The following is a 22,927-nucleotide window of genomic DNA, read 5'->3' as shown; positions in this document are numbered from 1 at the left end:
TAGTAAAGGGACCGCAAAGCAATGGGGAGTGGTGCGCATCACAGCGCGGGCCGGCTGGGTAGAGAGGTGTTTGCATTGATCGAAGAAATCGAAGAAGGAGTGGACGCCGGACATGGTGTTCAAGAAGTTGCTCGGAGCCCTCGGGGTCGGCGGCCCCTCGGTCGACACCGTTCTGCAGCCCGCCCCCGGCCTCCCCGGCGGCCCGCTCTCCGGTGAGGTCCGGCTGCGCGGCGGCGGAAGCGAGGTGACGGTCGAACAGGTCACCCTCCTCCTGGTCGCCCGGGTCGAGGCGGAAGGCCAGGACGAGGAGCACGAAGGGACGGTCGTCCTCGAACGGTTCACCGTCGGCGGCGGGTTCCGCCTCGCGGAGGAAGCCGAGCACACCCTGCCGTTCACCGTCACCCTGCCCTGGGAGACCCCGGTCACGGAGCTCCACGGCCAGCCCCTCGGTCCCGTTCTCGGGATCCGGACGGAGCTGGCGGTCGCCGGGGCGCGGGACAAGAGCGACCTCGACCCCCTCGCGGTGGCCCCGCTGCCCGCCCAGGAGGCGATCCTGGAGGCGTTCGGGCAGCTCGGATACGGCTTCAAGTCGGCCGATCTGGAGCTCGGCCACATCCGGGGGACCGGTCAGCAGCTGCCCTGCTACCAGGAGATCGAGATCGTGCCGCCCGCCGGCCGGGCTCACGCGGTGAACGAGATCGAGGTGACGTTCCTCGCCTCGCCCGGCGGCCTGGAGGTCGTGATCGAGGCGGACAAGCGGGCCGGGCTCTTCTCCGGGAGCCACGACACCGTGCACCGCTTCACGACCTCGCACCACACGGTGACGCAGGCCGAGCGCAACGCCGAGGTGGACTCCTGGCTGGAGCAGGTGATCGGCGCCCACGCTGCCCACGCCGCGCCGTACCCGTACGCGCAGGGCGGCCACCACGACGAGCACCACCGCTCGGGCCCCGGAACCGGGGCGGTGGTGGCGGGAGTCGCGGCAGGGGCCGCCGTCGGTGTCGTCGGGGGAATGGTCGCAGCCGAGGTGATCGACGAGATCGGCGACGCCTTCGAGGGCGACGACGACGGCGGGGAGGGCGACGAGGGGGAGTGACCCCCTGCGTGGCCCGGCGCGGACGGCTCTCTTCACGGACGCCGGGCCGCGCCGGGCCGGCTCGCGGGGCGAAGTTGCGGGGAGCGTCTTCCCGCTCGTCCCCGGGCACGAGATGACCGGCGAGATCACCGCCGTGAGCAGCGCGGTGACCGGGTTCCGGGTCGGCGACCAGGTGGCGATCGGCAACATCATCGATTCCTGCGGTGTCCGCCCGCCCTGCGACCGTCGGCATCGTGGGCATGGGAGGGCCCGGCCATATCGCGCTGAAGATCGCCCACCACCTCGGCGCCGAGGTGGTCCAGTTCACCAGGACGGCGGACAAGGCGGACTCGGCACGCTCTGCCTGATCGATACGGCGGCGGCGCGACAGCCCTGAAAGCGCCGGCCGGACAGATCACCAGCGCGGGCGTCTTGTCGACCCGGAGGTTCCGGCGGCCGAACACGACCGGCGCCGCACCGCACGCGCCCGCGCGGTGCGGCGCGCCTTCGCGCCATGAACCTTTGCGTCATGGCGGGCCCCGCCTAGGCCAGGCGGGCGGCCAGGTCGTCCAGATCGGCCACGAACCAGATGTCCCGGCCCCGGTTGGCCTCGCGGACCAGGTCGGGCAGGGCCGCGCTCGCCGCCAGATGGCGCGCGATGTCCCCGACGACGACCAGCCGGAGCCGGTAGTTGGAGAACTTCTGGAGGATCTCACCGGCGACCCCGGTGCTCAGGTCGAAGAAGCGGTCGTCCAGCCGCTCCGCCGGGACCGCGACCACCTCGGCGCCCTGGAAGGCGGGCCCGATCAGATGGTCGAGCGCGTCCTGCACGGTGGCGATCGCGGGTCCTTCGCCGGAGCAGGCCAGCACGGGTACGCCATGGTGTTCCACGAGCAGGTCAGGCACGGTGGGCCTCCTGCCCGCCGTCGAGCATGCCGTTCTCCGGGCCGAGCACACCGTCGATCAGCTGTAGCAGCTCGGCGGTGGCCTCGGCGCCGCCGAGAATCACGATCTTCATCCGGGCTCTCTCCCTGTCGTGGACCGTCTGGACGCGCAGGGGGTCCGGCGTGTCCCGGGGGGACTGCGCGCTCGCGGTGACGAAGGTGCTCAGCCGGTGCGCGGCGTCGGGGCCGATCGCGTCGATCTGCACGATGCTCGACACCTCCACATGCCCCCGTCCCGCATCGGGGACGGAAGGCGCACCGGCGGCCGAGCGGCTGGTCAGCGCCTCGAAGTCCGCCCGGCTGATCCGGTACTGCTTGCCGATCCGGACGGCTTTGAGCCGCCCGTCGCGCACATAGTTCCGGACGGTCCGCACATGCAGACCCAGCCGTTCGGCCACCTCGCCGATCGAATACAGCTCACGTTCCCCACTCTCCATGGGGCTGAAGACTACTCCAAAATACCCTCTGAAGGGAATGATAAGGAGTGATGAGGTGTGATGGAGAAGGCTGCAGTGCCTCTTCGTCCGTGTGGAGCTCACGGCAGGTGTGATGAGCCCCGGACGAGGAAGGTGGGGAGGGAACCCGCTGCCCGGACGTCGAAGCCGACCAGTCGACCAGGAGATCCATGAACGCGGAAAACCGGCCTCCCGACCCACGGCACCAGCGCCCGGAAGGAGTCACCGATACGACCGTCGAGGCTCTCGGCGCGCTCTCGAAGGCGCTGGAGACCACCGAACGGGCCCGCGGCGCCCTCTACACGTTCCACCAGCTCACCGGCAGCGCCGACCTCGCCCTCGACGACGCGGTACGGCTGCTCCGCGAGGCCGGACACGGTGCGCATGCCGACCGTGTCGAGCGGGAGATCCTCGGCCGCAACGTCATCCCCGGGCACTGGACCTTCCAGATCGTCGAGGAGTACAACTCCACGTACTACGAGGTGTTCCGGACGGCCGAGCAGGAGATCCGGGGCCGGCTCGCCGAGGGCCGTGACCACCTGTACGAGGCCGAGATGAAGGAGGCCCGGCGCACCCGGGGCCATCCCGACCACACCGCGAACTAGCCGGTTGCGGCGGGATACGGGCGCGTCGCACGCATCCGTCCGGCCCCCCGGTGCGGAAGGATTCGGTACCGGTCCAGCCGGAAGGATCCGTACCCGTCCAACCGAGAGGGAATCCGTGCCCGACCCCGACGTCGTCATCGTGGGCGCCGGAGCGGCCGGCCTGAGCCTGGCGTACCACCTGTGCGCGCCGGGCGGCGCCGTACCGCTGTCGGTCGTTCTCGTCGACGCCCCGCCGGGGCCCTTGAGGGCGCCGCCGCGCACATGGTGCTTCTGGGAGCCGCCGGGTGGCCCCTACGACTCGGCCCTTGCCGCCTCCTGGCCGCAGCTGCGGGTGCGGGCGGCCGACGGGGCGGCCACGGTGGCCCGCTCGTCCCCCTTCCGCTACAAGATGCTGCGGTCGGACGCCTTCGAAGCCCTGGTCGGCCACCGGCTGTCCGCCGCAGGGGCCTTCCGCCGTATCGAGGCGACGGTGACCGCCGTACGGGACGCACCGGACGGCGGCGGCGAAGTCCTCGCCCATGACGCACGGGGCGAACCCGTCGTCGTACGCGGCCGCCATGTCTTCGACTCCCGCCCGCCCCGCCGCCTGCCGCCCGCCCGCACCACCCTGCTCCAGCACTTCATGGGCTGGTTCGTCCGCACCGAGCGCCCGGTCTTCGACCCGACGACCGCGGACCTGATGGACTTCCGCACACCGCAGCCCGCGCGCGGGCTCTCGTTCGGCTACGTCCTGCCGCTCGACCCGCACACCGCCCTGGTCGAGTACACCGAGTTCTCGCCCGCCCCGCTGGAGACCGGCGGCTATCTGAACGCCCTGCACCACTACACCCAAGAGGTCCTGGAACTCGGGGAGTTCCGGGTCACCGCACAGGAGCGCGGCATCATCCCCATGACGGACGGCCCCTTCCCGCACCGCGCGGGCCGTTCGGTGTACCGCATCGGCACGGCCGGAGGCGCGACCCGTCCCTCCACCGGCTACACCTTCGCGGCCGTGCAGCGGCAGAGCCGGACCGTCGCCGCCCGGCTGCGCGCCGGACGGCCGCCGCGCATGCCGCCACCGTACGGAGCCCGGCCGCGCGCGATGGACGCGGTCATGCTGCGGGCGCTGGACAGCGGCCGGGTGGACGGCGCCGACTTCTTCACCCGCCTCTTCCGCGGTGTTCCCGCCGAGCGGCTGCTCCGCTTCCTCGACGGCAGCTCGCAGATCCACGAGGACCTGCTGATCGGCCTGCGGACACCGGTCGTCCCCATGCTGCGGACCGTCGTCGAACTCCCCTTCACGGCGCGACGCGAACCGCCCCCGTTCCCACCCCCACCGACCGGCCACCAAGAGAGCACCCCATGACCCTGTTGCGCGGCGACGCACTGTCTGCAGCCTTCGACCACGGCTCCGCCGCCTACGACCGCCTCGTCGCGGCGAGCCCCGGCTACCACGCCCATCTGCGCCGCAGCGCCCGCCGACTGGGTCTTCCGGACGGCGGACGCGGACTGCGCGTACTCGACCTGGGATGCGGTACGGGAGCCTCCACGGCCGCGCTCCTCGCCGCCGCCCCCCACGCCCGGATCACCGGCGTCGACGCCTCCGCGGGCATGCTGGACCGCGCGGCGGCCAAGAGCTGGCCGGAGGGCGTCGACTTCTTGCACGCCCCGGTCGAGGAGCTGGCCGGGCGGCTGCGACCCGGCTCCTTCGACGCGGTGTTCGCCGGCTACCTCTTCCGCAACCTCGCCGACCCCGACAAGGCCCTCGACCTGGTACGCGGTCTCCTCGCCCCGGGCGGCCGCCTCGCCGTGCACGAGTACACGCTCGGCGGATCCCCCGTCCACCGGGCCGTGTGGAACACGGTCTGCGCCACGGTCATCCAGCCCGCCGGACGGCTCGCCGGGGACGACGGGCTCTACCGCCATCTCCGGCGCAGTGTCATCGAGTTCGACACGGCCCCCGCGTTCGCCGGCCGTCTGCGCCGGGCCGGCTTCCGCGACGTACGCGTCCTCCCACTGCCCGGCTGGCAGACCGGGATCACCCACACCTTCGTCGGCGTGGGGGAGCGGTCATGACGTTCCTCCGCTCCCCGGGCACGGGCCACCGGCACGGACGCGACCGCCGGGCGGCCGTGGTGCCCGCCCCGGACGGCCGCGCCCGGTTCACCGGAGAGGCCGCCCCCACCGCGGCGGTCGTCGGCGGCGGCATCGCCGGGCTCGCGGCCGCCACCCTGCTGGCCGAGCGCGGCGTACGCGTCACCCTCCACGAGAGCGAACCGAGCCTGGGCGGACGGCTTTCCGGCCGGCCCACCGAACTCGCCGACGGCACCACCGTCACCATGAGCCGAGGCTTCCACGCCTTCTTCCGGCAGTACTACAACCTGCGCGGCCTGCTGCGCCGCGTCGACCCGGGGCTCGACTCGCTGACCCGGCTGCCCGACTACCCCCTGCGCCACAGCTCCGGCCTCCACGACAGCTTCGCCCGGGTGCCGCGCACCCCGCCCCTCAGCGCCATTGGATTCGTCGCACTCAGCCCCACGTTCGGCCTGCGGGACCTGGCCCGGATGAACCCGCGAGCCGCCCTGCCGCTGCTGGACGTACGCGTGCCCGAGGTCTACGACCGGCTCGACGGCGTCAGCGCCCATGACTTCCTCACCCGCATCCGCTTCCCCGAAGCCGCCCACCACCTGGCCTTCGAGGTGTTCTCGCGCAGCTTCTTCGCCGATCCGCGCGAACTGTCGGCGGCGGAACTGGTGCTGATGTTCCACATCTACTTCCTCGGCTCCAGCGAGGGCCTGCTCTTCGACGTCCCCGACGAGCCGTTCCCCACCGCCCTGTGGGACCCCCTCCACGGCTACCTGGAAGGCCACGGCACCGACGTACGGACACGGACACCGGTCCGGCAGGTGCGGCCCCGGCCCGACGGCGGGCTCGACCTCACCACCGACGACCGCACCACCCGGTACGACGCCCTCGTCCTCGCCCTCGACAGCGGCGGCCTGCGCCGGGTCGTCGCCGCCTCCCCGGAGCTGGGCGACGCCGACTGGCGGGCCAGGATCGACCGGCTGCGCACCGCCCCGCCGTTCCTGGTCTCCCGGCTCTGGCTCGACCGGCCGGTGGCGTACGACCGTCCCGGCTTCCTCGGCACCAGCGGCTACGGGCCCCTGGACAACGTGAGCGTCCTGGACCGCTGGGAGGGCGAGGCCGCGCGCTGGGCCCGGCGCACCAGGGGCTCGGTCGTCGAACTGCACGCGTACGCCGTCGCACCGGACGCGGACCGGGGAGCCGTGCAGGCCGAGGTGCTGCGCCAACTGCACCGGATCTACCCGGAGACGCTCAGCGCCCGCATCATCGACGAACGCCACGAATGGCGGGCGGACTGCCCGATGTTCCCCGTGGGCGGCTACCGGGACCGGCCGGGCGTGCGCACCCCCGACCCCGCCGTCACGGTCGCCGGGGACATGGTCCGCACCGGGCTCCCTGTGGCGCTGATGGAACGCGCCGCCACCAGCGGATTCCTCGCCGCGAACGCCCTGCTGGAACGGTGGGGCGTACGCGGGCAGACGCTCTGGACCGTGCCACGCGCGGGCCGCTCCGCCGTTCTGCGCCGGCTCGCCGCGCTGGGGGACGGCTGACGGACGGGCCGCGAGGGGGCGGGTGCGGTGGCCCGTCCCCGGTCAGCCCGGGAACCGCCCGCTGTCGCGGAGCTCCCAGCGCCGCTCCGCGTACGCCAGGTCGTCCCGCCACAACCGGCCCGCCGAAGCACGCATGAGAGGCCGCAGCAGCGGCGCGGCCGCCCGGGCCACGGCGAATCCGCGGCGGTCCGACGCGGCGACCAGCGCCTCCGTCACAGCGGTTCGGGGCCGCCCCCGCCCGTCCGGAGCGAGAGGGGTGGCGTGCGTCTCCACCACGGACCCCGCGCCCTCGCCCTCGATGATGTGCATGACGACGGTACGGGGCTCGGGCGCCGTGAACCGCGCCCGGACCGGCACCACCAGCCGTCCGGCCACCTTGAAGGACACGTCGACGGTGAACCCGTCGTCCTCCGCCGGGCCGTCCGCCGTGGAGTCGGCGGGCGTTCCGGTCACGGTCAGGTCCACGAAGGAGTACGGGTGGAACCACGCCCCGTGCCACGGATCGAGGCGGTTGGCCACCACGTCCTCCGGCTCGCAGCGGCCGACGCCCGCGTAGACCGCCTCCACGGCGTCCCGGACGCGGGGCCGGGCCGGAACGTAGGGCCGCTCCGAAGGGGTCTCGCCCCCCACCCGGTCGAGCCGCACCCAGAGGAGGACCCCGTCGTCGAAGGCCGGGTAGGGCTCCCACCCGGCGAACGGCTCCCCGTCCAGGGCCAGTCCGTGCCAGTGGCAGACCAGGGTGCCGCAGCGGACGGGGCTGTCGCGCAGCGGCGCCCCGAGGTGCGGGCAGGCCCCCGGGCCGGTGCGGAGCCTCCCCCCGGCGTCCCGCCATGCCACCACCTCGGTGGAGCCGACCGTGACCCCGAGCGTCCGTCCGGGAGGAAGGTCCCGGGCGGCGCCGATGACGTACCAGTTGCCGGACGGCCGGCTCTGCGCCCGCTTCAGGGCCTCCGCGATCAGCCCCGGTTTCGCCTCCCGCCACGTCGGCGCCTGCCTCTCCCAGGGGACGGGCGCGCGCCGCAGGCGCAACGGAACACGGCTGGGCCGTCCCGGTGCCGGACTCATACGGCCTCCTCCCGTACGGGCGCGGGGGCGCCGGCCACCCGGGGCCGGGACGACGGGGCGGCGTCGCAGGGCCCCGCGACCGGCTCCTCCCGGCCACTCCGACTCGCCGCGCGCACGGCGACCGCCCGCACCAGCCCGTCCAGCGCCACGGCGGCCCGCCGTCGGCGCGGCACGACCGCCCGGCGGTGCAGGACGGCGTACCCGTCGGCCTCGATCGCGTCGAGGATGCCGCTGTACAGCACGAACGCCGTACGGATGCAGGGCCGCGACACTGGGGCGAGCATCGCGATCCCGGGCAGGGCGTCCCGGTAGACGGCCCGGTTGTGGGCCGCTGCGGCTCGCAGGACATCGGTGATCCGTGTGTCCCGCGCCCCCGTGCTCCGGCTCCACTCGAACCGCTCCCGGTCCACCCCGTGCGCGGCCAGCAGCTCGGCCGGCAGATACAGCCTGCCCCGGTCCAGGTCCTCACCCACGTCCCGCAGGAAGTTGGTGAGCTGGAAGGCGACGCCGAGCGCGGCCGCGTGCGGAGCGGCCTGCTCACGCGGTCCCACCGTCCCGAGCACCGGCAGCATCTGAAGGCCGATCACCGCGGCCGACCCGTGCATGTACCGGCCGAGCTCCTCGTACGAGGCGTACCCGCCGACCGTCAGATCGCTGCGCATGGAGGCCAGGAAGTCGGTGAAGTGGCGGCGGTCGATGCCGTACCGCCGTGCCGTGTCGGCGAGCGCCCGGATCACCGGCTCGGTGGCCCTCTCCCGCCGCAGCCCCGCCTCCAGCTGGGCCTCCAGGGCGAGCAGCGCGTGGGCCCGCTCCCCGGGGGTGGCCGAGGAGTCGAGATCGTCCACGATGTCGTCGGCCCAGCGGGCGAAGCCGTACAGGGCGTGGACGGCCGGGCGCCGGTCGACGGGAAGCAGCCGGGTCGCGAGGAAGTACGTCTTGCCGTGGCGCGCGTTGAGCCCCCGGCAGTGGGTGTACGCCGCGCGGAGGGCGGGTTCGTGGATGCCTGCGGCGTCGAGTTCACGGACGGTCATGCGGTGGTGCCTCTCCGGACGGGACGAGGGACGGGACGGGGGCCGGTGATCCTCTCCGCCGCCAGCTTCCCGGAGATCAGGACGGTCGGCACGCCGACACCGGGCGTGGTGCCGCACCCCGCGAGGACGGCGTTGACCGTGCCGCGCACCAGGTTGCGCGGGCGGAAGGGCCCGGTCTGGGGGAACGTGTGGGCCACGGAGAAGGGGGTGCCCGCCGCATGCCCCTGGGCGGTCCAGTCGACCGGAGTGACCAGCCCCTCCTCCTCGATCGCCGCGCCGAGGCCGGGCATCTCACGGCGCTCCAGCTCGGCGAGCAGCTCGTCCCGGTAGCGGGGCCCCAGCTCCCGCCACTCCCGTACGCCCGGCCCGACCTCGGTGTTCGGGCAGGGCGCCAGCACGTAGTGGAGGTGCTTGCCGGGCGGGGCGAGCGTGGGGTCGGTCGCGGTGGGCCGGGTGATGAGGAGCGAGGGGTCCGACATCAGCTCCCCGGCGCGGGTGAGTTCGCGGAAGGTGCTCTTCCAGGCCGCGCCGAACGAGATGGTGTGGTGCGCCAGATCCGGCCAGGTGCGGTCCGTGCCCGCGTGCAGGATCACCGCAGAGGGTGAGTGGCGCAGAGGGAGCGGCCGGTGGGGGGCGCGGCCGAGCAGTCGGTAGGCGATGGGCAGATCGGGGGTGAGGACCACCGCGTCGCAGGGGATGCGCTCCTGGTCGGTGACGACCGCGGTGACGCGGTCACCCGAACGCTCCAGCCGGGTCACGGTCTGTCCGTAGCGGAAGGCGGCGCCCGCCTCGGCGGCCGAGTCCGCCAGCGCACGCGGGAGCGCGTGCATGCCGCCCTTGGGGAAGTACACCCCGGCGATCGTGTCCATGTAGGCGATGACGGCGTACGCGGCGAGCGCCCGGGCCGGCGGGACGCCCGCGTAGAGCGCCTGGAACGAGAAGACCCTGCGCAGCCGTTCGTCCGAGACGAAGTGCCCGATCCGCGCGTCGAGCCGGCCGAAACCGCCGAGGGCGGCGAGCCGCGCGAGATCGGGGTGGGCGAGCTGGAGCGGCGAGTCGAAGTTGGCGTCGATGAAGCGGCGCATCTGTACGCGGTAGAGGCGCTCCAGCCACCTGCGCAGCCGCCGGTAGCCCACCGCCTGCCGGGCCCCCGCGAACTGCTCGACGGCGGCCTCCATCGCGGCCCCGTCGGTGTGCACGTCGAGCTGGGTCCCGTCGGCGAACCTGGCCCGGTAGGCCGGGTCCAGCGGGATCAGCTCCAGCCGGTCGGCCAGCCGGTCCCCGACCGCGGCGAAGGCCTCCTCCACCAGATCCGGCATGGTCAGCACGGTCGGACCGGTGTCGATGCGGTAGCCGCCCGACTCCAGCAGCCCGGCCCGGCCCCCGGGCCCGGAGTCCCGCTCGACGACCGTGACCCGGCGGCCCGCGCCGAGCAGATGGAGCGTCGCGGCCAGCCCCGCAAGACCGGCACCGACCACCACCACATGGTCGACGGGCCCCTTCACCGTGATCACCGGACATGTCCTCCTTCGGCCGCGCTCAGGTCCCGGTCCGCCGCCCGGCGCTCGTGCCCGCGGGTGTCGTCGGGGGAGTCCCCGGAGCTGTCTCCGGAGACCGTGCGCAGCAGGCCGAGCAGCTGCCGGCCACCGTGCGCGTCCACATCGACGGCCTCACCCAGACGGCGTACGGCATGGTCGCGGAGGCGCTCCGCCTTGCGCTCCACATGGGCGCGCGCCCCCGTGCTCTCGAAGACACCGCGTACGTCCGCGAGTCCGTCCTCGGTGACGTCGGGATTGCCCACGGCGTGGCCGAGGACGGCCAGCGCCCTGTCGTCGCCCGCCGCTTCGGCCCGCGTACGGGCGACGGCGAGGAGAAAGGTGGGCTTGCCCTCGCGGATGTCGTCGCAGGACGGCTTTCCGGTGTTAGCCGGGTCGCCGAAGACCCCGAGCAGGTCGTCCCGGAGCTGGAAGGCGATGCCCGCGCACCGCCCGGCCGAGCGCAGCGCGGCGGTGGTGCGCTCGTCGGCCTCGGCCAGTGCGGCCCCGATCGCCAGGGGCCGTTCGACGGAGTACAGGGCGCTCTTGAGGCAGGCGGTCCGTATCGCCCGCGCCGCCGAGGAGCCTCCGGTGGCCTGGCCGTGCAGGTCCAGGTACTGCCCGGCGACCATCTCGGTCCGCATGGAGCGCCAGATGGTCCGGATCCGGTGTCGTACGTGGGCGGGCAGCGCCGTCTCCGTAACGGTGTCGTCGGCCCAGACCAGCGCGAGGTCCCCGGCCAGCACGGCGGCGGACGTACCGAACGCGGAGCCCCGCTCCGAGTCCGGGGAGAGACCGGCCCGGGTGGCGAGGCCGATGTGCACGGCCGGCTTCCCCCGCCGCAGCCGCGAGCGGTCCATCACGTCGTCGTGGATCAGCGCGCACGTCTGGATGAGCTCCAGCGCCACCCCCAGCCGCAGTGCGGCGGCGGTGGACCCGGCATCCGCCCCACCGCAGGTGCGCATCCCCCACCACAGGAGCCGGGGACGCATCCGCTTGCCCCCGTCCAGCGTGAAGTCGGCGACCCGCCCGGCCAGGTCCCCGGCGAACGAGGCGTCGATCTCCGCCGCCTGGGCGACCCGCTCCGCGAGAACCGCCCGTGCGGTACGCAGGACGGCGCCGGCCACGTCCGCGTCGACGGCACCGGCTTCCGCTCCCGACGGGCCGGGGCCCACCGGGAGCGGGCAGGCGGCGAAGGAGTGTTCCACGGCCTGGATACGGGCCATCTCACGTCCTTCCGCTCAGGGGGGCGAACCATTCGTCACTCCTTCCGCACTCGTACCCCGTCCGGATGCGGTTCCTCAGGACTGATCGGGTGGGCGGGCCGCACAGGGAGGGAGACGGTGGTCAGAGACGATCACGGCAGCGGCACGCTCCCGGCGCAGAAACACCCGGAGCGGAGCCCCGGAAACGGTCGGCCCGCCCGTTCGGCCTACGGGCGCGGGGGAGCGGGTACACGGCCGGACGGCCGGTCACCTGCGGGCGAGTTGCCTGCGGTGACCGGCCGTCCGGTGAAGGGGTACGGGCCGACGACGGTCAGCGTACGTCGACGTAGTCGCCGGAGCTGGTCGTCCCCAGACGGGCGGACGTGGCCTTGAACTCGGCCTTCCAGGTGCCGTCCTTCTTGGCGGTGAAGCCCTTGCTGAAGACGCCCTTGCCGTTCGTGCGCACGGTGGCCAGCTTGGTCCACTTCTTGGAGCCCTTGGCCTGGAACAGGATGTTCACGGACTGGCCGGAGGTGTTCTTCCAGCTCCCGTCCAGGCTCCGCAGGGTGCCCTTGGCCGTGATGGTGCGGCCCTTGCGGACCGGCTCCGGGGAGGCGTTGAAGCCGGAGACGGAGGTCCGCAGCTTGACGTCCACGTAGTCGGCGCCGCTGACGGCGGCGGCACGGTCGGCGGTGCCCGCGTAACGGGCGCGCCAGGTGCCGTCCGCCTTGGCGGTGACCGAGGCCGAGAAGACGCCCTTGCTGCTGGTGGTGACCGCGGCGGCCCGGCTCCAGGTCTTGCTGCCCTTCGCCTGGAACTCGATCACGACGGACGTCTTGGCCAACGGACGCCAGGTGTTGTCCGTGGCGCCTACGGTCTGGAGCGTGCCGGCCGCCTTCAGCTTGCCGCCCTTGCCGACCGGCTCGGGGGAGGCGTTGAAGGAGACGATCCGGGCGGGCACGGCGGAGACGGTGAGCACGGCGGCCGAGGTGGCGGTCTCGCCGGACGCGTTGACGAACACGGCGCGGTAGCGGTGCGCGTTGAGCGCGGCGCTCGCCTTCACCGTAAGAGTGGTGGAGGTGGCCCCGGAGACGGCGCTCCAGTTCTTGCCGGCGTCGGTGCTGCGCTCCCAGCGGACCGAGTCGTAGCCGGTCGCGTCGGCGGTGAAGACGGCGTCGGCGCCCGAGCGGGCGGTACGAGCGGTGGGCTGCCGGGTCACGACGGCGGCCGGGACGGCGGTGCCGAAACTGAGCGGCTGGGCGACGTCCTGGGCGCGCGAGGGCATCCAGGTCGGGTCGCTGCCGTCGTGCGAGTTGAAGGTGGTGACGAAGCAGGCGGTCGTACGGCAGTCGACGGTGGTGCCGCCGGAGGTGAACGTCTCGGTGAGCTTCGCCGTCACGGTGAAGGTTCCGTCGGCGCCGACCTGGCGGACCCAGGCCGCGTTGCCGTAGACGCTGGGGTACGTGGTGCCGGGCAGGGCGATGGACTGCGCCAGGTACACCCCGCGGCCGGGCTGGTAGCCCGAGCCGACGACCGTGACCTCGGTCTCGGCACCCAGCCCGGTGACCTGGCTGACCGTCAGCGTGGGGACGCTGACGCGGCCGCCGATGGCGAGGGGGTCCAGCGCCGTGCCGACCGGGTACATGGGCCGGCCCTGGAAGGCGAAGATGTCCGCACCCTGGCTGGTGAGGGCGGTGGCTATGCCGGTCCAGTCGAGGGCGTTCCCGTTCAGGGCACCGGCGGACGCCTGCAGCGTGGCGAGCGGCACACCGGCCGTCGTGACCGGGGCCTGACCGGCGACCAGATCGGTCGTCACGTCCACGTGGAGCGTGCCCTGGCCGTTCTTGAGGACGACCCGGGGGTTGGCGAGGGTGATGGCGGTGATGCCGTGCTCGGGCACCGCGTAGGTGACCGAACCGCCGAAGCGCACATCGGCGGAGCGCTTGGCCGCGTCCACCGAACCGTGCTTGACGGGGTAACCGATCAGCCCGGCCGCGTCCTTGGTGGCGCCGCCGGCCACGTTCACCGAGCCGCCCATGGACGTCACATAGCGGACCCAGGACTCCTTGAAGCCCCAGGAGGACCCGCCGGCCACCAGGATCGGGGCGGCCGCCGACGTGTTCCCGGGCTGCTGGGCCTGTGCGGCGACGAGGGCGCTCGGGGCGGCGGAGGCGGGAACGGCGAGGACGCCGGTGCCCATGGAGACGACGGTCAGGGCGGCGAGAGCGGCCAGGCGGCCGCGGCGGGGCATGGACATGCGCTGCATGTCTCCTTCGGGGGAGGGCGCGGCACAGCCGGTGGGGCAGCCGTGCTCGGACGAATGACAAAGAAGAGGGGATACCGGCTTCTTGTGTGGGGACCCGAAGACGACATCGTCATATTAGGTGAGGCTTACCTAAATGTCATCGTCGGGTGTCCGACGCTCGTTCCCGCTTGACCTTGACACCGTGACAGGGCCTTCACTGCTGACCGAGGAGGTGATCGTCATGACGGTCGCAGGACAGGACACGGAAGTGGTGCGAGCGCTCGAGGCGCTGGAGGACGACCGCTCCTCCGTACGGCTGCGGGCCGCTCTGGCCATCGGGACGACGCCCGACCCGCGCTATGTCGACCGGCTCGTCGAACGGTGTGCGACCGAGCCCGAGTTCTTCGTCAGGGACATGCTGACCTGGGCGCTCACCCGCCACCCGGTCTCCCTGACGCTCCCCGCCCTGCTCCGCGAACTCCGCTCGGGGCGGGCGCAGGCACGGAGTCAGGCACTGCACACGCTCTCCAAGACCGGGGACCGGCAGGTGTGGCCTGCGATCACCCGGGAGCTGCTGACCGACGCCGACGACGAGGTGGCGCGGAGCGCCTGGCGGGCCGCCGTCGTCCTCGTGCCGGAGGGCCAGGAGCCCGCGCTGGCCACGGTGCTGGCGACGCAGCTCGGGCGCGGGGGGCGGGAGACGCAACTGAGCCTCAGCCAGGCGCTGGTCGCACTGGGGGAGGTGATGGTGCCGGCCCTGCTCCGTGCGGAGAAGGCCCCGGACCCGCACATCCGCGCGCACGCGCTCGCCACCCAGCGGCTGCTGCGCGACCCGGACGCCGGATTCACGTACGCCGTCGAGGAGGCGAAGCGCGTCGTGGCGCTCGGCGGGTCCGGCCAGGAGGGACGATGAGGCGTGCTGATCGGTGAGGTGGCGCGGCGGTCCGGGGTCAGCGCCCGCATGCTCCGGCACTACGAGTCGCTCGGCCTGGTGCGCCCTTCGGGCCGTACAGGCTCCGGCTACCGGGAGTACTCCGCGCAGGACATCCGGCGGATCTTCCACATCGAGAGCCTACGGGCACTGGGGCTGTCGCTGCGCGAGGTCGGACGCGCGCTCGACGATCCCGGCTTCACTCCCTCGTCGCTCGTCGGCGACCTCATCGGCCGGACGCGCGAACGTATCGCGGCGGAGACCGAACTGCTCACACGGCTGAGCCGGATCCATGCCGCCGATCCCGCCGGCTGGGAGGACGCCCTCCACGTCGTGACGCTCCTCCAGGCACTGGGATCGCCGAGCGCCGACGCCCGCCAGCGCGCGGCCCTCTCCTCGGCCGACGATCCACCGCTGCCGGTGGAAGCCCTGGTCGAGGCGGTACTCGGCGAGACGGACCCCCATGTCGCGGGCGCCCTCCGATGGGCGCTGGCACGCTCGGGCGACGGTGGCCAGGCCCTGCTGGCGGAGGGCATCGGCTCACCGGTGGCCGCGGTGCGGGAACGCGCCGTCCGGTCCCTTGCCGAGATGCCCGGTGACGAGGCCACCGGGCATCTGCGGGACGCCCTCGCGCACCCCGATCCCGTGGTCGGCGGATACGCGGCTCTGGAACTCGGGGCACGCGGCGATGCCGACGCCGTACCGACGCTCATCGACATGATCGCGGAGGGAAGGAACGACACCGAAGCGGCCGACGCCCTCAGCGTGCTGGCGAGCGACACCGCGGCGGCCGACCGGATCGCGGCCCGGCTCGTGGACCGCCTCGCCCACGACACCACCGGAGCGCCGGCCCGGGGGCGGCTGACCCAGGCGCTGGCGGGCGTACCGGGGACGACCGCGTCACGCGCCCTCGTGGAGCTGTCGCACGACGCTGAGAGAGCCGTCGCGCTGACCGCCACCTACCTCCTTCAGCTGCGCGCCGGACGTTGACGGATCCCACCGGACCCCGGTACCCGGCCCGTGTCTACGGCCGTGGCTTGTCCGCGAACACCCATCGGTTGCCTGCCAGCGCGTCGTTCTGCTCGGGCAGCGGGCCGCGCCGGTGCCGGCGGGTGAAGTCGAAGGGCGTGTGGACCGAGGTGGACCAGCCCTTGTCCGTCAGGTTCCCCGCCGAGTCGGGCCGGGGCTCCCGGTCGAACAGGTCCAGCAGGTCGATGCCGATCTGGTGCTTCGTCGCCGTGTAGAGCGGGCTGTCGCGGTACTCCAGCAGGTCCTTGTCGAGCTTGACCTCGAAGGCCAGCGCGCTTCCCGCCGTGCTCAGCCGGTCCACCGTATCGATGAGGTAGGTCTCGGCGGCGGGCGGCAGATAGAACAGCAGCCCCTCCACCAGCCAGACGCTCGGCGCGGCCGGGTCGAAGCCGGCGCCGGGCAGGGCGCCGGCCCAGTCGGCGCGCAGATCCATCGGGACCGGCACCCTGGCCGCCTTCGGCGCGGCCGAAAGGCCGTCGAGGACCTGGTGCTTGAACGCCAGCACCTCCTCCCTGTCGATCTCGAAGATCACGCAGCCGGGGGGCCAGTCGAGCCGGAACGCCCGCGAATCCAGCCCCGCCCCGAGAAGGACCACTTGGCGGGCGCCCCCCGCGTGCACCGACTGCAGGAGGAAGTCGTCCAGGACCCGCGTCCGCAGCCCGAAGTAGCGTGCGAACCGTCCCCACAGCGGGTCCGCGTCCCCTTCCGGGACCTGTCGCGGATGGATCGGCCAGCCCGCGGACGCCGGTGCGGCGAGCACGAAGTGCTCCGCGAAGACGTCCCTGGCCAGGCTGTCGGGGCGGTGGGTCTCGATCGCCCGCGCAGCGGCGACCAGAAGAGCCGTCACGCCGACCCCTCCTGCCACACCTTCCACACCGGTGTTCCGGTGCGCTGTGTCGACCATGTGCACTCCTTCGGTGCGAATAGAGATCACGTCCGGTGTTCCGGGATCAGGACCGGTTTGACCACGCGGCCCGCCTCGCAGTCGCGTTCGGCTTCGTCGATGTCGGCCAGCGGGTACGTGCGGATCAGCTGGTCGAAGGGGAACAGGCCGGCCTGCCACAGCTCGGTCAGCCGGGGAATCAGCAGCCCCGGCACCGCGTCCCCCTCGCAGATGTGGGAGATCCTCCGGCCCCGGTCCAGGGTCCCCGGTTCGAGCGGGAGCGCGGTGTGGAGCCGGGCCACCAGGCCCAGGTGGCCCGTCGGGCGCAACGCCCGGAGCGCGTCGTTGATCAGCCCGCCGGAACCCGTGGTGTCCAGCGCGTACCGCGCGCCGCCGTCGGTCAGCCGCTGGACGCGGCCGGGCAGGTCGGCCGAGGCGGCATCCAGCGGGACCGCCCCGAACTTCTCGGCCTGGGCCAGCCGTTCGGGGTGCCGGTCGACCGCCACGGTGAAGGCACCGGCGGCGGTGGCCGCCATGACCGCGGCCAGGCCCACCGCTCCCGCGCCGAAGACCGCGACGGTGTCCCCGGGGCCGGCGCCGAAGGAGTTGAACACCGCCCCGGCGCCGGTCAGGAACCCGCAGCCGAGCGGTCCGAGCAGTTCGAGGGGGAGCGAGGCGTCGACCCGCACGGCGTTGCGGGCCGGGACCATCGCGTACTCGGCGAAAGAGGACTGGCCGAACCACCGGGGGGCGAGCGCGCCCCCGGCCGCGTCGGTGAACCGCGCCGCGTTCTCGGTACGCCCCCCGAAGAGGTTGAGCGCGGCGAACCGGTCGCAGTAGGCGGGGGCAGCGCCCAGACAGCTCCGGCAGTGTCCGCAGGAGTCGAAGCTCAGCACGACATGGTCGCCGGGGCTCAGCCCCGTGTCCGGGCCGCCCGTCTCCACCACCACCCCGGCCCCCTCGTGGCCGAGCACCGCGGGCAGCGGCGAGCGGCCCGCCGAGCGCCGGACGGCGAGGTCGGTCCGGCACATCCCGCAGCCCGCGATCCGGACCAGGATCTCGCCGCCGGCGGGCCCCGACCCCAGCATCACCTCCTCGACGGCGAACGGTTCCTCGTACGAGCGCAGCACGGCCGCACCGAACCTCACCCTCCCGCCTCCCGTGGACGGTGTACGACGAACGGCCTGAGGTTCCCGTAGAGCCCCCACGGCCCGCCCGCGACGCCGACACCGCTCTCCTTGATCCCGGCGAAGGGCTGGGCGAGGGACAGTTCGGCGTGGTGGTTGATCCACGCAGTCCCGCACTCCAGCCGCTCGGCCACCGCCTCGGCCCGGTCCAGGTCGGTCCCCCATACCGAGCCGCCCAGCCCGTAGCGGGTGGCGTTGGCCGCCTCGACGGCTTCGTCGAGGCTCCCGTACGGCAGCACCGGCAGCACCGGACCGAACTGTTCCTCCGTCACCACCGGGCTGTCGGGCGGGACATCGGCCAGGACGGTCGGGGCGTAGAAGTAGCCCGGCCGGTCCAGCCGGTGGCCCCCGGCCACGGCCCGGGCCCCGTCCGCCAGGGCCCGGGCCGTACAGCGCTCCACCCGGGCCAGCTGGGCGGCGTTGTTGACCGGCCCCAGCTCCGTACCCGGGTCGAGACCCGATCCGACGACGACGGTCTTCGCACGCTCCGCGAGGGCCTCGACCACCCGGGAGTGGAGCCGGGCCGGGGCGTAGACCCGCTTGACCGCCATGCAGACCTGCCCGCAGTTGCGGAACGCGGCCCAGAACAGCCGGTCCGCGATCCGCTCCACATCCACATCGTCCAGCAGGATCGCGGCGTCGTTGCCGCCCAGCTCCAGGGTGACCCGGGCGAGTCCAGGCGCCGCGCCTGCGGCGACGGCCCGCCCGGTGGGAACCGAACCGGTGAAGGTCACATGGCGGATCCCCGGGTGTGACGCGAGGCGGGCGCCGAGCGGTTCTCGGCCGGTGACGATCGTCAGCACGCCCTCGGGGAGGGCGGCCGACATGACGGACCCCAGCAGCCGGGTCGCGAGCGGCGTGAAGGGGGAGGGCTTGAGCACCACCGTGTTCCCCGCGGCGAGCGCGGGCGCGAACTTCGCCGACGCGAGCTGGAGGGGAAAGTTCCACGGGACGATGGCGGCGACGGGCCCGAGCGGGCGCCAGCGGATCTCGCTGTGCACCGGCCGGCCGTCCGCGATCGTCCGTGACTCGGGGGACGACCCGGCGAAGTAGCGCAGGCGGGCCGCCGTACGGGCGACCTCCGCGTACGACTCGGACAGGGGTTTGCCCTGCTCACGGGTGAGCAGCGGGGCGAGGTCCGCCCCGGCCGCCTCCACCGCGTCGGCCGCCGTCAGCAACGCGGTGGCGCGGGCGACGGGGTCGGCCCGCCAGCCGAGCCATGCCTCGTGGGCCCGGCCGACCACGGCGTCCAGCTCCTGGGGCCGCTGGTCGGGAGCCTCGTCGAAGGCCTGGCCCGTCGCCGGGTCGAGGACGGTGAAGTGCTCGCCTCGAAGCCCTGGCCCGGGGAGGGAAGGACGAGGAGCCCTGCCGGCGCCGGGCTGATCCGGGTGTCTGGCGGTGCCGGGCTGGTCTGGGTCCCTGGCGGTGCCGGGCTGATCCGGGTGTCTGGCGACGCTGGGCTGATCCAGGTCCATACCGGCGGTCAGCTCGCGGCGAGGGTGGCCGCGTGTTCCCGGGCGTGCCGGTCCATCTCCGCCCGGAAGTCGGCCACCAGCCTCGGCTGGATCCTCCCCTTGTTGCGGTCGCCCCCCTCGCACACCGCCCCGCGCACGCCGACGATGTCCGTCCCGATGCGGGTGAGCGTGGCGAGGTCCGCCGATTTCACGCTGCCCGCAAGGGCGGCCAGCAGACCGGCCTCGTGGGCCAGCCGGACGAACTCCCCGCAGGCCTCGGGCGGCACATGGTCGAACAGCCGGGTTCCGTCCTTGATCGCGGTGTCGAGCATGGCCGCGTCGGAGCCGGAGCGGCGGGCGATGTCGGGCAGGGCGAGCGGGTTGACGCAGCCGATCCGGTGGGCGTCGGCGTAGCCCGAGGCGACGACGAACGCGTCCGGCCGGTAGTCCTTCACGGCCCGGACGACCCCGCGCATGACCTCGATCGCCTGGTCGGGCGTCGTGCATCCGTAGAGGCCGACCTTGATGTACGTGGCGCCGGAGACAGCCGCGCCGAGCGCCGCCTGGGCCACTGTGCCGGGCTTGAACGGCACGTCCCCCACGGTGGCGGAGACCGGCTTGTCCGCCGGGACCGCGCCGCGGATCTCCCTGATGACCCACGGGAAGTTCGCGCCGAGCGAGCCCTCGTCGGGCTTCTTGACATCGACGATGTCAAGGTGTTCCGCCGCCTTCGCGCACTCGAGGGCCTCTTCGACACCGTCCGGGGAGATGAGAAGCAGCAACGTGGATTCCTTCCACCGCATGTCCACCCGCCCGGGGGCAGGTGCGCGGATTCGCCGGGATCTTGTGCGGTCGGCTCATCCTGGCCGCGGCCCGTGGCCTCCGGCAGGGCGCGCGGGATGGCGAACGGGGCACTGCCCCGACGTGCTCACGCCCCCGAAACGCGTCGACCGCCTGTCTAACTCCGCGATTCACGGGCACACGGCTGTCACTTCACTCACACACTCGGAAGGGAAACACCCCCATGCTCGGTATAGCGGCGGCAGTCCTGTTCTTCATCGCCTTCCTGATCAACGCGGCGGACATCTCGACGAACGAGGTTTTCGCTTCGACGAACGTCATGCTCATCGGCCTCGCGCTGCTCGCCCTGCACGTGGCAGGGGTCGGCTCCGGCCTGCGCACCGGTTCGTCGCGCCGGCGCTGACGCACGCGACCTGCCCGAAGTGCGGACCGGACGGCCGGTCACGCTGTGCGAACTCACGAATGGCGTCCCCGGCCGAACGAGCGGAGCCTTGATGGGTGGCACGACCTACGATCCACGCGCCCGACGCGTGCAGGAGGCCCCTGTGACCGCTGCCGTTCCCACGACGACCGCTTCCCGGCAGCTGGGTGTGCGTACCCTGCCCGGGGTCTACGCACCTCAGCACGATACGCATCTCCTGCTGAGGGCCCTGGCCCGTGAGACCGTCCGCCCCGGCTCCGAAGTGATCGACCTCGGCACCGGCAGCGGCCTCCTCGCGGTGGCGGCCGCACGCCGGGGAGCACATGTGACCGCTGTCGACGTCGGCCGGCGGGCCGTGCTCACCGCCCGCCTGAACGCGCTGCTCGCCCGGCAGCGGGTGACCGTCCACCGGGGCGACCTGGCGGACCCGGTGCCCGGACAGACGTACGACCTGGTGCTCAGCAACCCGCCCTACGTCCCTTCCCCGCTGGGCCCGCCACCCCGGCGCGGGAGCGCCCGCGCCTGGGACGCGGGGCACGACGGGCGGGCGGTGGTGGACCGCATCTGCGACGCGGCCCCGTACCTTCTGCGCAGGAAAGGCGTCCTGCTCATGGTCCACTCCGACCTCACCGGTACGGAGGCGACCCTGCGGCGACTGTCCCGTGGCGGGCTGCGGGCCGAGGTGAGCGATACGGCGAGCGTGCCGTTCGGGCCCGTCCTGCTCTCCCGGCTCCCGTGGCTGCGGGGCCGGGGGCTCCTGGGCGAGCACGCCGACGAGGAGAATCTGGTGGTCATCCGTGCCGAGCAGCCCTGACCGACCCGCCCGCGTCACCCTCGGGGCCGAGGGGCCGATCCTGGTGGAAGGGCCCGTCGAGGTGGTCGGCGACGACGGCACCCTGTACACCTCGCGCCGCTTCACCGCCGCCATCTGCACCTGCCGCAGAACCCGCACGTACCCGTGGTGCGACACCAGCCACCGCCGCCGCGTGAAGCCGGAGCGCGCGGCAGGCGACGAGCCCGAGAAGAAGACGGACGAGCCCGAGAAGACGGACGAGCCCGAGAAGACGGACGAGCCCGAGAAGACGGACAAGACCAAGACGATGGACAACAAGACCGACGGAGCCGCCTGATGCCCGCCTACCGTGAGCCGAGGCGCAGAAGCCCCCCACTGCCCGCCCCGCGCGGACCGCTGTCGGACGCGGTCATCGACGCCCTGCGCACCGGCGCGGACCACCCGGCCCCCGCGGTCGGTGACGCGGACCCCTTCGGCGACGACCTCCAGCTTGCCCTCTACATCCTGTACGAACTGCACTACCAGGGCTTCGAGGGTGTGGACGACGAGCACGAGTGGAGCCCCGGCCTGCTCGCACTGCGCCGCTCCCTGGAAGAACCCTTCCTCGCCGCCCTCCGTGCGGGCGCGGGTACGGACGGGGACGTGGAGAGCGCCCTGAGCGGCCTGCTGGTCGAGCCCATCGGCGACGACGGGCACAGCGTCAGCCACTTCCTGCAGGACCACGGCGAGCTGTGGCACCTGCGCGAGTACGCCGCCCTGCGCTCGCTCTACCACCTCAAGGAAGCCGATCCGCACGCCTGGGTGATCCCCCGGCTGTACGGACGGGCCAAGGCCGCGATGGTGGCGGTGGAGTTCGACGAGTTCGGCGCCGGGCGGGAAGCGGACATCCACGCCCGCCTGTACGCGGACCTGATGACGGACCTCTCCCTGGAGACGGCGTACGGGCACTACCTCGACGCCGCGCCCGCCGACGTACTCGCGACCGTCAACCTGATGTCCCTGTTCGGGCTGCACCGCTCCCTCAGGGGCGCGCTCGTCGGCCACTTCGCCGCCGTCGAGGTGACCTCGTCACCCGGTTCGCGCCGGCTCGCCGCGGCACTGAAGCGCGTCGGGGCGGGACCGGCCGCCCAGCGGTTCTACGACGAGCACGTGGAGGCCGACGCCGTGCACGAACAGGTGGTACGCCGGGACGTCATCGGCGGACTGCTCGCCGACGAGCCGGACCTGGAGTCCGACATCGCCTTCGGCATCGAGGCCACCGGGCTGCTGGAGGACCGCCTCGCGGCCCGCCTCCTCGCCGCCTGGCGGAGCAACTCCACAGCGCTGCGCGGGCAACCGGGCTGAGCGGCGGGTGTCACCGTACGTGACCGCACGAGATGCGATCCGGCCGGTCTCCGGTGACGCTGGGGCTCCGGTCGCGCACGCCACAGCTGTTGCCGACGGAGGAAACCACGACGAAGGACGTCCCCATGAACCTGCCCGACACCCCCCTGGAGCGAAGCCGCCGCACCCGTGAACGCGCCGAGGAGCTGGGCCGCGCCGCCGACCGGGCGACCGACCCCGAGCACCGGCAGCGCCTGCGGGAGAAGGCCCGGCGCCTGCTCGGCGAGGAGCTGGAGGGGCAGGAGGGGAGCTGACCGCCGGAAGCCGCAAG

24 protein-coding genes and 1 pseudogene are annotated in these 22,927 nt (G+C 73.2%); 14 read left to right on the top strand and 11 right to left on the bottom strand.

Features of this window, described 5'->3' with window-relative positions; all coding sequences use genetic code 11:
* Window positions 1–112: 112 nt before the first annotated feature.
* The 3 genes and pseudogenes from IE264_RS32915 to IE264_RS38200 all read left to right on the top strand — a co-directional run bounded on the left by IE264_RS32915 (window position 113) and on the right by IE264_RS38200 (window position 1,443).
* Window positions 113–1,096, top strand: coding sequence for a sporulation protein (locus tag IE264_RS32915; RefSeq protein WP_015606412.1), 984 nt, complete (start codon window positions 113–115; stop codon window positions 1,094–1,096).
* A 112-nt stretch (window positions 1,097–1,208) separates the two neighbouring features.
* Window positions 1,209–1,268: pseudogene (locus IE264_RS38600) on the top strand (hypothetical protein); the annotation flags it as partial.
* 31 nt (window positions 1,269–1,299) lie between these two features.
* Window positions 1,300–1,443 (top strand): hypothetical protein, encoded by a 144-nt coding sequence (locus tag IE264_RS38200; RefSeq protein ID WP_229887878.1) that lies wholly within the window; start codon window positions 1,300–1,302, stop codon window positions 1,441–1,443.
* Between the two features lie 175 nt (window positions 1,444–1,618).
* On the opposite strand, the gene IE264_RS32905 is transcribed toward IE264_RS38200, so the two are convergent.
* A complete protein-coding gene (locus IE264_RS32905; protein WP_015606411.1) occupies window positions 1,619–1,981 on the bottom strand; it encodes a DUF4180 domain-containing protein in 363 nt (120 codons plus the stop codon).
* Complete coding sequence (locus IE264_RS32900) at window positions 1,974–2,456, bottom strand: helix-turn-helix domain-containing protein (protein ID WP_015606410.1); 483 nt, start codon at window positions 2,454–2,456, stop codon at window positions 1,974–1,976. Before IE264_RS32900 ends, IE264_RS32905 begins: the two co-directional genes overlap by 8 nt.
* 188 nt (window positions 2,457–2,644) lie before the next feature.
* On the opposite strand from IE264_RS32900, the gene IE264_RS32895 reads away from it, so the two are divergent.
* From IE264_RS32895 to IE264_RS32880, 4 genes are all read left to right on the top strand, one after another.
* Entirely contained in the window at window positions 2,645–3,079 is a 435-nt protein-coding gene (locus IE264_RS32895) for a hypothetical protein (RefSeq protein WP_032759587.1), read from the top strand.
* Window positions 3,080–3,194: 115 nt separating this feature from the next.
* Complete coding sequence (locus IE264_RS32890) at window positions 3,195–4,424, top strand: lycopene cyclase family protein (protein WP_032759586.1); 1,230 nt, start codon at window positions 3,195–3,197, stop codon at window positions 4,422–4,424.
* Complete coding sequence (locus IE264_RS32885) at window positions 4,421–5,134, top strand: class I SAM-dependent methyltransferase (protein ID WP_015606407.1); 714 nt, start codon at window positions 4,421–4,423, stop codon at window positions 5,132–5,134. The genes IE264_RS32890 and IE264_RS32885 overlap by 4 nt, the downstream gene beginning before the upstream one ends.
* Window positions 5,131–6,693: an FAD-dependent oxidoreductase gene (locus IE264_RS32880; RefSeq protein WP_032759585.1), complete on the top strand. Its 1,563-nt coding sequence runs from the start codon at window positions 5,131–5,133 to the stop codon at window positions 6,691–6,693. The genes IE264_RS32885 and IE264_RS32880 overlap by 4 nt, the downstream gene beginning before the upstream one ends.
* A gap of 42 nt (window positions 6,694–6,735) precedes the next feature.
* Here the strand turns inward: IE264_RS32880 and IE264_RS32875 are convergent, their stop codons facing one another.
* From IE264_RS32875 to IE264_RS32855, 5 genes are all read right to left on the bottom strand, one after another.
* Complete coding sequence (locus IE264_RS32875; RefSeq protein ID WP_032759584.1) at window positions 6,736–7,758, bottom strand: Rieske (2Fe-2S) protein; 1,023 nt, start codon at window positions 7,756–7,758, stop codon at window positions 6,736–6,738.
* A complete protein-coding gene (locus IE264_RS32870; protein ID WP_032759583.1) occupies window positions 7,755–8,789 on the bottom strand; it encodes a phytoene/squalene synthase family protein in 1,035 nt (344 codons plus the stop codon). The genes IE264_RS32875 and IE264_RS32870 overlap by 4 nt, the downstream gene beginning before the upstream one ends.
* Entirely contained in the window at window positions 8,786–10,303 is a 1,518-nt protein-coding gene (locus tag IE264_RS32865; protein WP_032759582.1) for a phytoene desaturase, read from the bottom strand. The genes IE264_RS32870 and IE264_RS32865 overlap by 4 nt, the downstream gene beginning before the upstream one ends.
* Window positions 10,300–11,550, bottom strand: a complete 1,251-nt coding sequence (locus tag IE264_RS32860) for a polyprenyl synthetase family protein (protein WP_032759581.1) — start codon at window positions 11,548–11,550, stop codon at window positions 10,300–10,302. Before IE264_RS32860 ends, IE264_RS32865 begins: the two co-directional genes overlap by 4 nt.
* Window positions 11,551–11,860: 310 nt before the next feature.
* Window positions 11,861–13,786, bottom strand: a complete 1,926-nt coding sequence (locus IE264_RS32855; protein WP_032759580.1) for an HtaA domain-containing protein — start codon at window positions 13,784–13,786, stop codon at window positions 11,861–11,863.
* A gap of 229 nt (window positions 13,787–14,015) precedes the next feature.
* On the opposite strand from IE264_RS32855, the gene IE264_RS32850 reads away from it, so the two are divergent.
* Both IE264_RS32850 and IE264_RS32845 read left to right on the top strand, forming a co-directional pair.
* Window positions 14,016–14,687, top strand: a complete 672-nt coding sequence (locus IE264_RS32850; protein WP_032759579.1) for a HEAT repeat domain-containing protein — start codon at window positions 14,016–14,018, stop codon at window positions 14,685–14,687.
* A 3-nt stretch (window positions 14,688–14,690) separates the two neighbouring features.
* Entirely contained in the window at window positions 14,691–15,695 is a 1,005-nt protein-coding gene (locus IE264_RS32845; RefSeq protein ID WP_032759578.1) for a MerR family transcriptional regulator, read from the top strand.
* A gap of 34 nt (window positions 15,696–15,729) precedes the next feature.
* Here IE264_RS32845 and IE264_RS32840 read toward each other — a convergent pair whose 3' ends face one another.
* From IE264_RS32840 to IE264_RS32825, 4 genes are read right to left on the bottom strand one after another with little or no spacing between them, the layout of a single operon-like run.
* Window positions 15,730–16,638, bottom strand: a complete 909-nt coding sequence (locus IE264_RS32840) for a class I SAM-dependent methyltransferase (RefSeq protein ID WP_032759577.1) — start codon at window positions 16,636–16,638, stop codon at window positions 15,730–15,732.
* A gap of 26 nt (window positions 16,639–16,664) precedes the next feature.
* Window positions 16,665–17,765, bottom strand: coding sequence for an NAD(P)-dependent alcohol dehydrogenase (locus IE264_RS32835; RefSeq protein WP_032759576.1), 1,101 nt, complete (start codon window positions 17,763–17,765; stop codon window positions 16,665–16,667).
* Window positions 17,762–19,279, bottom strand: a complete 1,518-nt coding sequence (locus IE264_RS32830; RefSeq protein WP_032759575.1) for an aldehyde dehydrogenase family protein — start codon at window positions 19,277–19,279, stop codon at window positions 17,762–17,764. Before IE264_RS32830 ends, IE264_RS32835 begins: the two co-directional genes overlap by 4 nt.
* 8 nt (window positions 19,280–19,287) lie before the next feature.
* Window positions 19,288–20,040, bottom strand: a complete 753-nt coding sequence (locus IE264_RS32825) for a (5-formylfuran-3-yl)methyl phosphate synthase (protein WP_031125335.1) — start codon at window positions 20,038–20,040, stop codon at window positions 19,288–19,290.
* A 242-nt stretch (window positions 20,041–20,282) separates the two neighbouring features.
* On the opposite strand from IE264_RS32825, the gene IE264_RS32820 reads away from it, so the two are divergent.
* From IE264_RS32820 to IE264_RS32800, 5 genes are all read left to right on the top strand, one after another.
* Window positions 20,283–20,462, top strand: coding sequence for a hypothetical protein (locus tag IE264_RS32820; RefSeq protein ID WP_015606394.1), 180 nt, complete (start codon window positions 20,283–20,285; stop codon window positions 20,460–20,462).
* 142 nt (window positions 20,463–20,604) lie between these two features.
* Window positions 20,605–21,294, top strand: a complete 690-nt coding sequence (locus IE264_RS32815; RefSeq protein ID WP_032759574.1) for a HemK2/MTQ2 family protein methyltransferase — start codon at window positions 20,605–20,607, stop codon at window positions 21,292–21,294.
* Window positions 21,278–21,610, top strand: a complete 333-nt coding sequence (locus tag IE264_RS32810; protein WP_032759573.1) for a CDGSH iron-sulfur domain-containing protein — start codon at window positions 21,278–21,280, stop codon at window positions 21,608–21,610. Before IE264_RS32815 ends, IE264_RS32810 begins: the two co-directional genes overlap by 17 nt.
* Window positions 21,610–22,617 (top strand): iron-containing redox enzyme family protein, encoded by a 1,008-nt coding sequence (locus tag IE264_RS32805; protein WP_032759572.1) that lies wholly within the window; start codon window positions 21,610–21,612, stop codon window positions 22,615–22,617. The genes IE264_RS32810 and IE264_RS32805 overlap by 1 nt, the downstream gene beginning before the upstream one ends.
* A 125-nt stretch (window positions 22,618–22,742) precedes the next feature.
* Window positions 22,743–22,910, top strand: coding sequence for a DUF6381 family protein (locus IE264_RS32800; protein WP_176145221.1), 168 nt, complete (start codon window positions 22,743–22,745; stop codon window positions 22,908–22,910).
* Window positions 22,911–22,927: the final 17 nt, after the last annotated feature.

This window comes from Streptomyces microflavus (genome assembly GCF_014650075.1).
In the GTDB taxonomy this organism is placed as follows: domain Bacteria; phylum Actinomycetota; class Actinomycetes; order Streptomycetales; family Streptomycetaceae; genus Streptomyces; species Streptomyces microflavus.
Note: the sequence above shows the minus strand (reverse complement) of the source record. Positions and strands in the feature narration are given on the sequence as shown.

Excerpts from the sequence above, each read along its gene's own strand:
- IE264_RS32885 (WP_015606407.1), top strand. The coding sequence starts at position 4,421 with ATGACCCTGTTGCGCGGCGACGCACTGTCTGCAGCCTTCGACCACGGC.
- IE264_RS32850 (WP_032759579.1), top strand. The coding sequence starts at position 14,016 with ATGACGGTCGCAGGACAGGACACGGAAGTGGTGCGAGCGCTCGAGGCG.
- IE264_RS32900 (WP_015606410.1), bottom strand. The coding sequence starts at position 2,456 with ATGGAGAGTGGGGAACGTGAGCTGTATTCGATCGGCGAGGTGGCCGAA.
- IE264_RS32805 (WP_032759572.1), top strand. The coding sequence starts at position 21,610 with ATGCCCGCCTACCGTGAGCCGAGGCGCAGAAGCCCCCCACTGCCCGCC.
- IE264_RS32880 (WP_032759585.1), top strand. The coding sequence starts at position 5,131 with ATGACGTTCCTCCGCTCCCCGGGCACGGGCCACCGGCACGGACGCGAC.
- IE264_RS32860 (WP_032759581.1), bottom strand. The coding sequence starts at position 11,550 with ATGGCCCGTATCCAGGCCGTGGAACACTCCTTCGCCGCCTGCCCGCTC.
- IE264_RS32870 (WP_032759583.1), bottom strand. The coding sequence starts at position 8,789 with ATGACCGTCCGTGAACTCGACGCCGCAGGCATCCACGAACCCGCCCTC.
- IE264_RS32800 (WP_176145221.1), top strand. The coding sequence starts at position 22,743 with ATGAACCTGCCCGACACCCCCCTGGAGCGAAGCCGCCGCACCCGTGAA.
- IE264_RS32820 (WP_015606394.1), top strand. The coding sequence starts at position 20,283 with ATGCTCGGTATAGCGGCGGCAGTCCTGTTCTTCATCGCCTTCCTGATC.
- IE264_RS32855 (WP_032759580.1), bottom strand. The coding sequence starts at position 13,786 with ATGTCCATGCCCCGCCGCGGCCGCCTGGCCGCTCTCGCCGCCCTGACC.
- IE264_RS32915 (WP_015606412.1), top strand. The coding sequence starts at position 113 with ATGGTGTTCAAGAAGTTGCTCGGAGCCCTCGGGGTCGGCGGCCCCTCG.
- IE264_RS32840 (WP_032759577.1), bottom strand. The coding sequence starts at position 16,638 with ATGGTCGACACAGCGCACCGGAACACCGGTGTGGAAGGTGTGGCAGGA.
- IE264_RS32895 (WP_032759587.1), top strand. The coding sequence starts at position 2,645 with ATGAACGCGGAAAACCGGCCTCCCGACCCACGGCACCAGCGCCCGGAA.
- IE264_RS32830 (WP_032759575.1), bottom strand. The coding sequence starts at position 19,279 with ATGGACCTGGATCAGCCCAGCGTCGCCAGACACCCGGATCAGCCCGGC.
- IE264_RS32875 (WP_032759584.1), bottom strand. The coding sequence starts at position 7,758 with ATGAGTCCGGCACCGGGACGGCCCAGCCGTGTTCCGTTGCGCCTGCGG.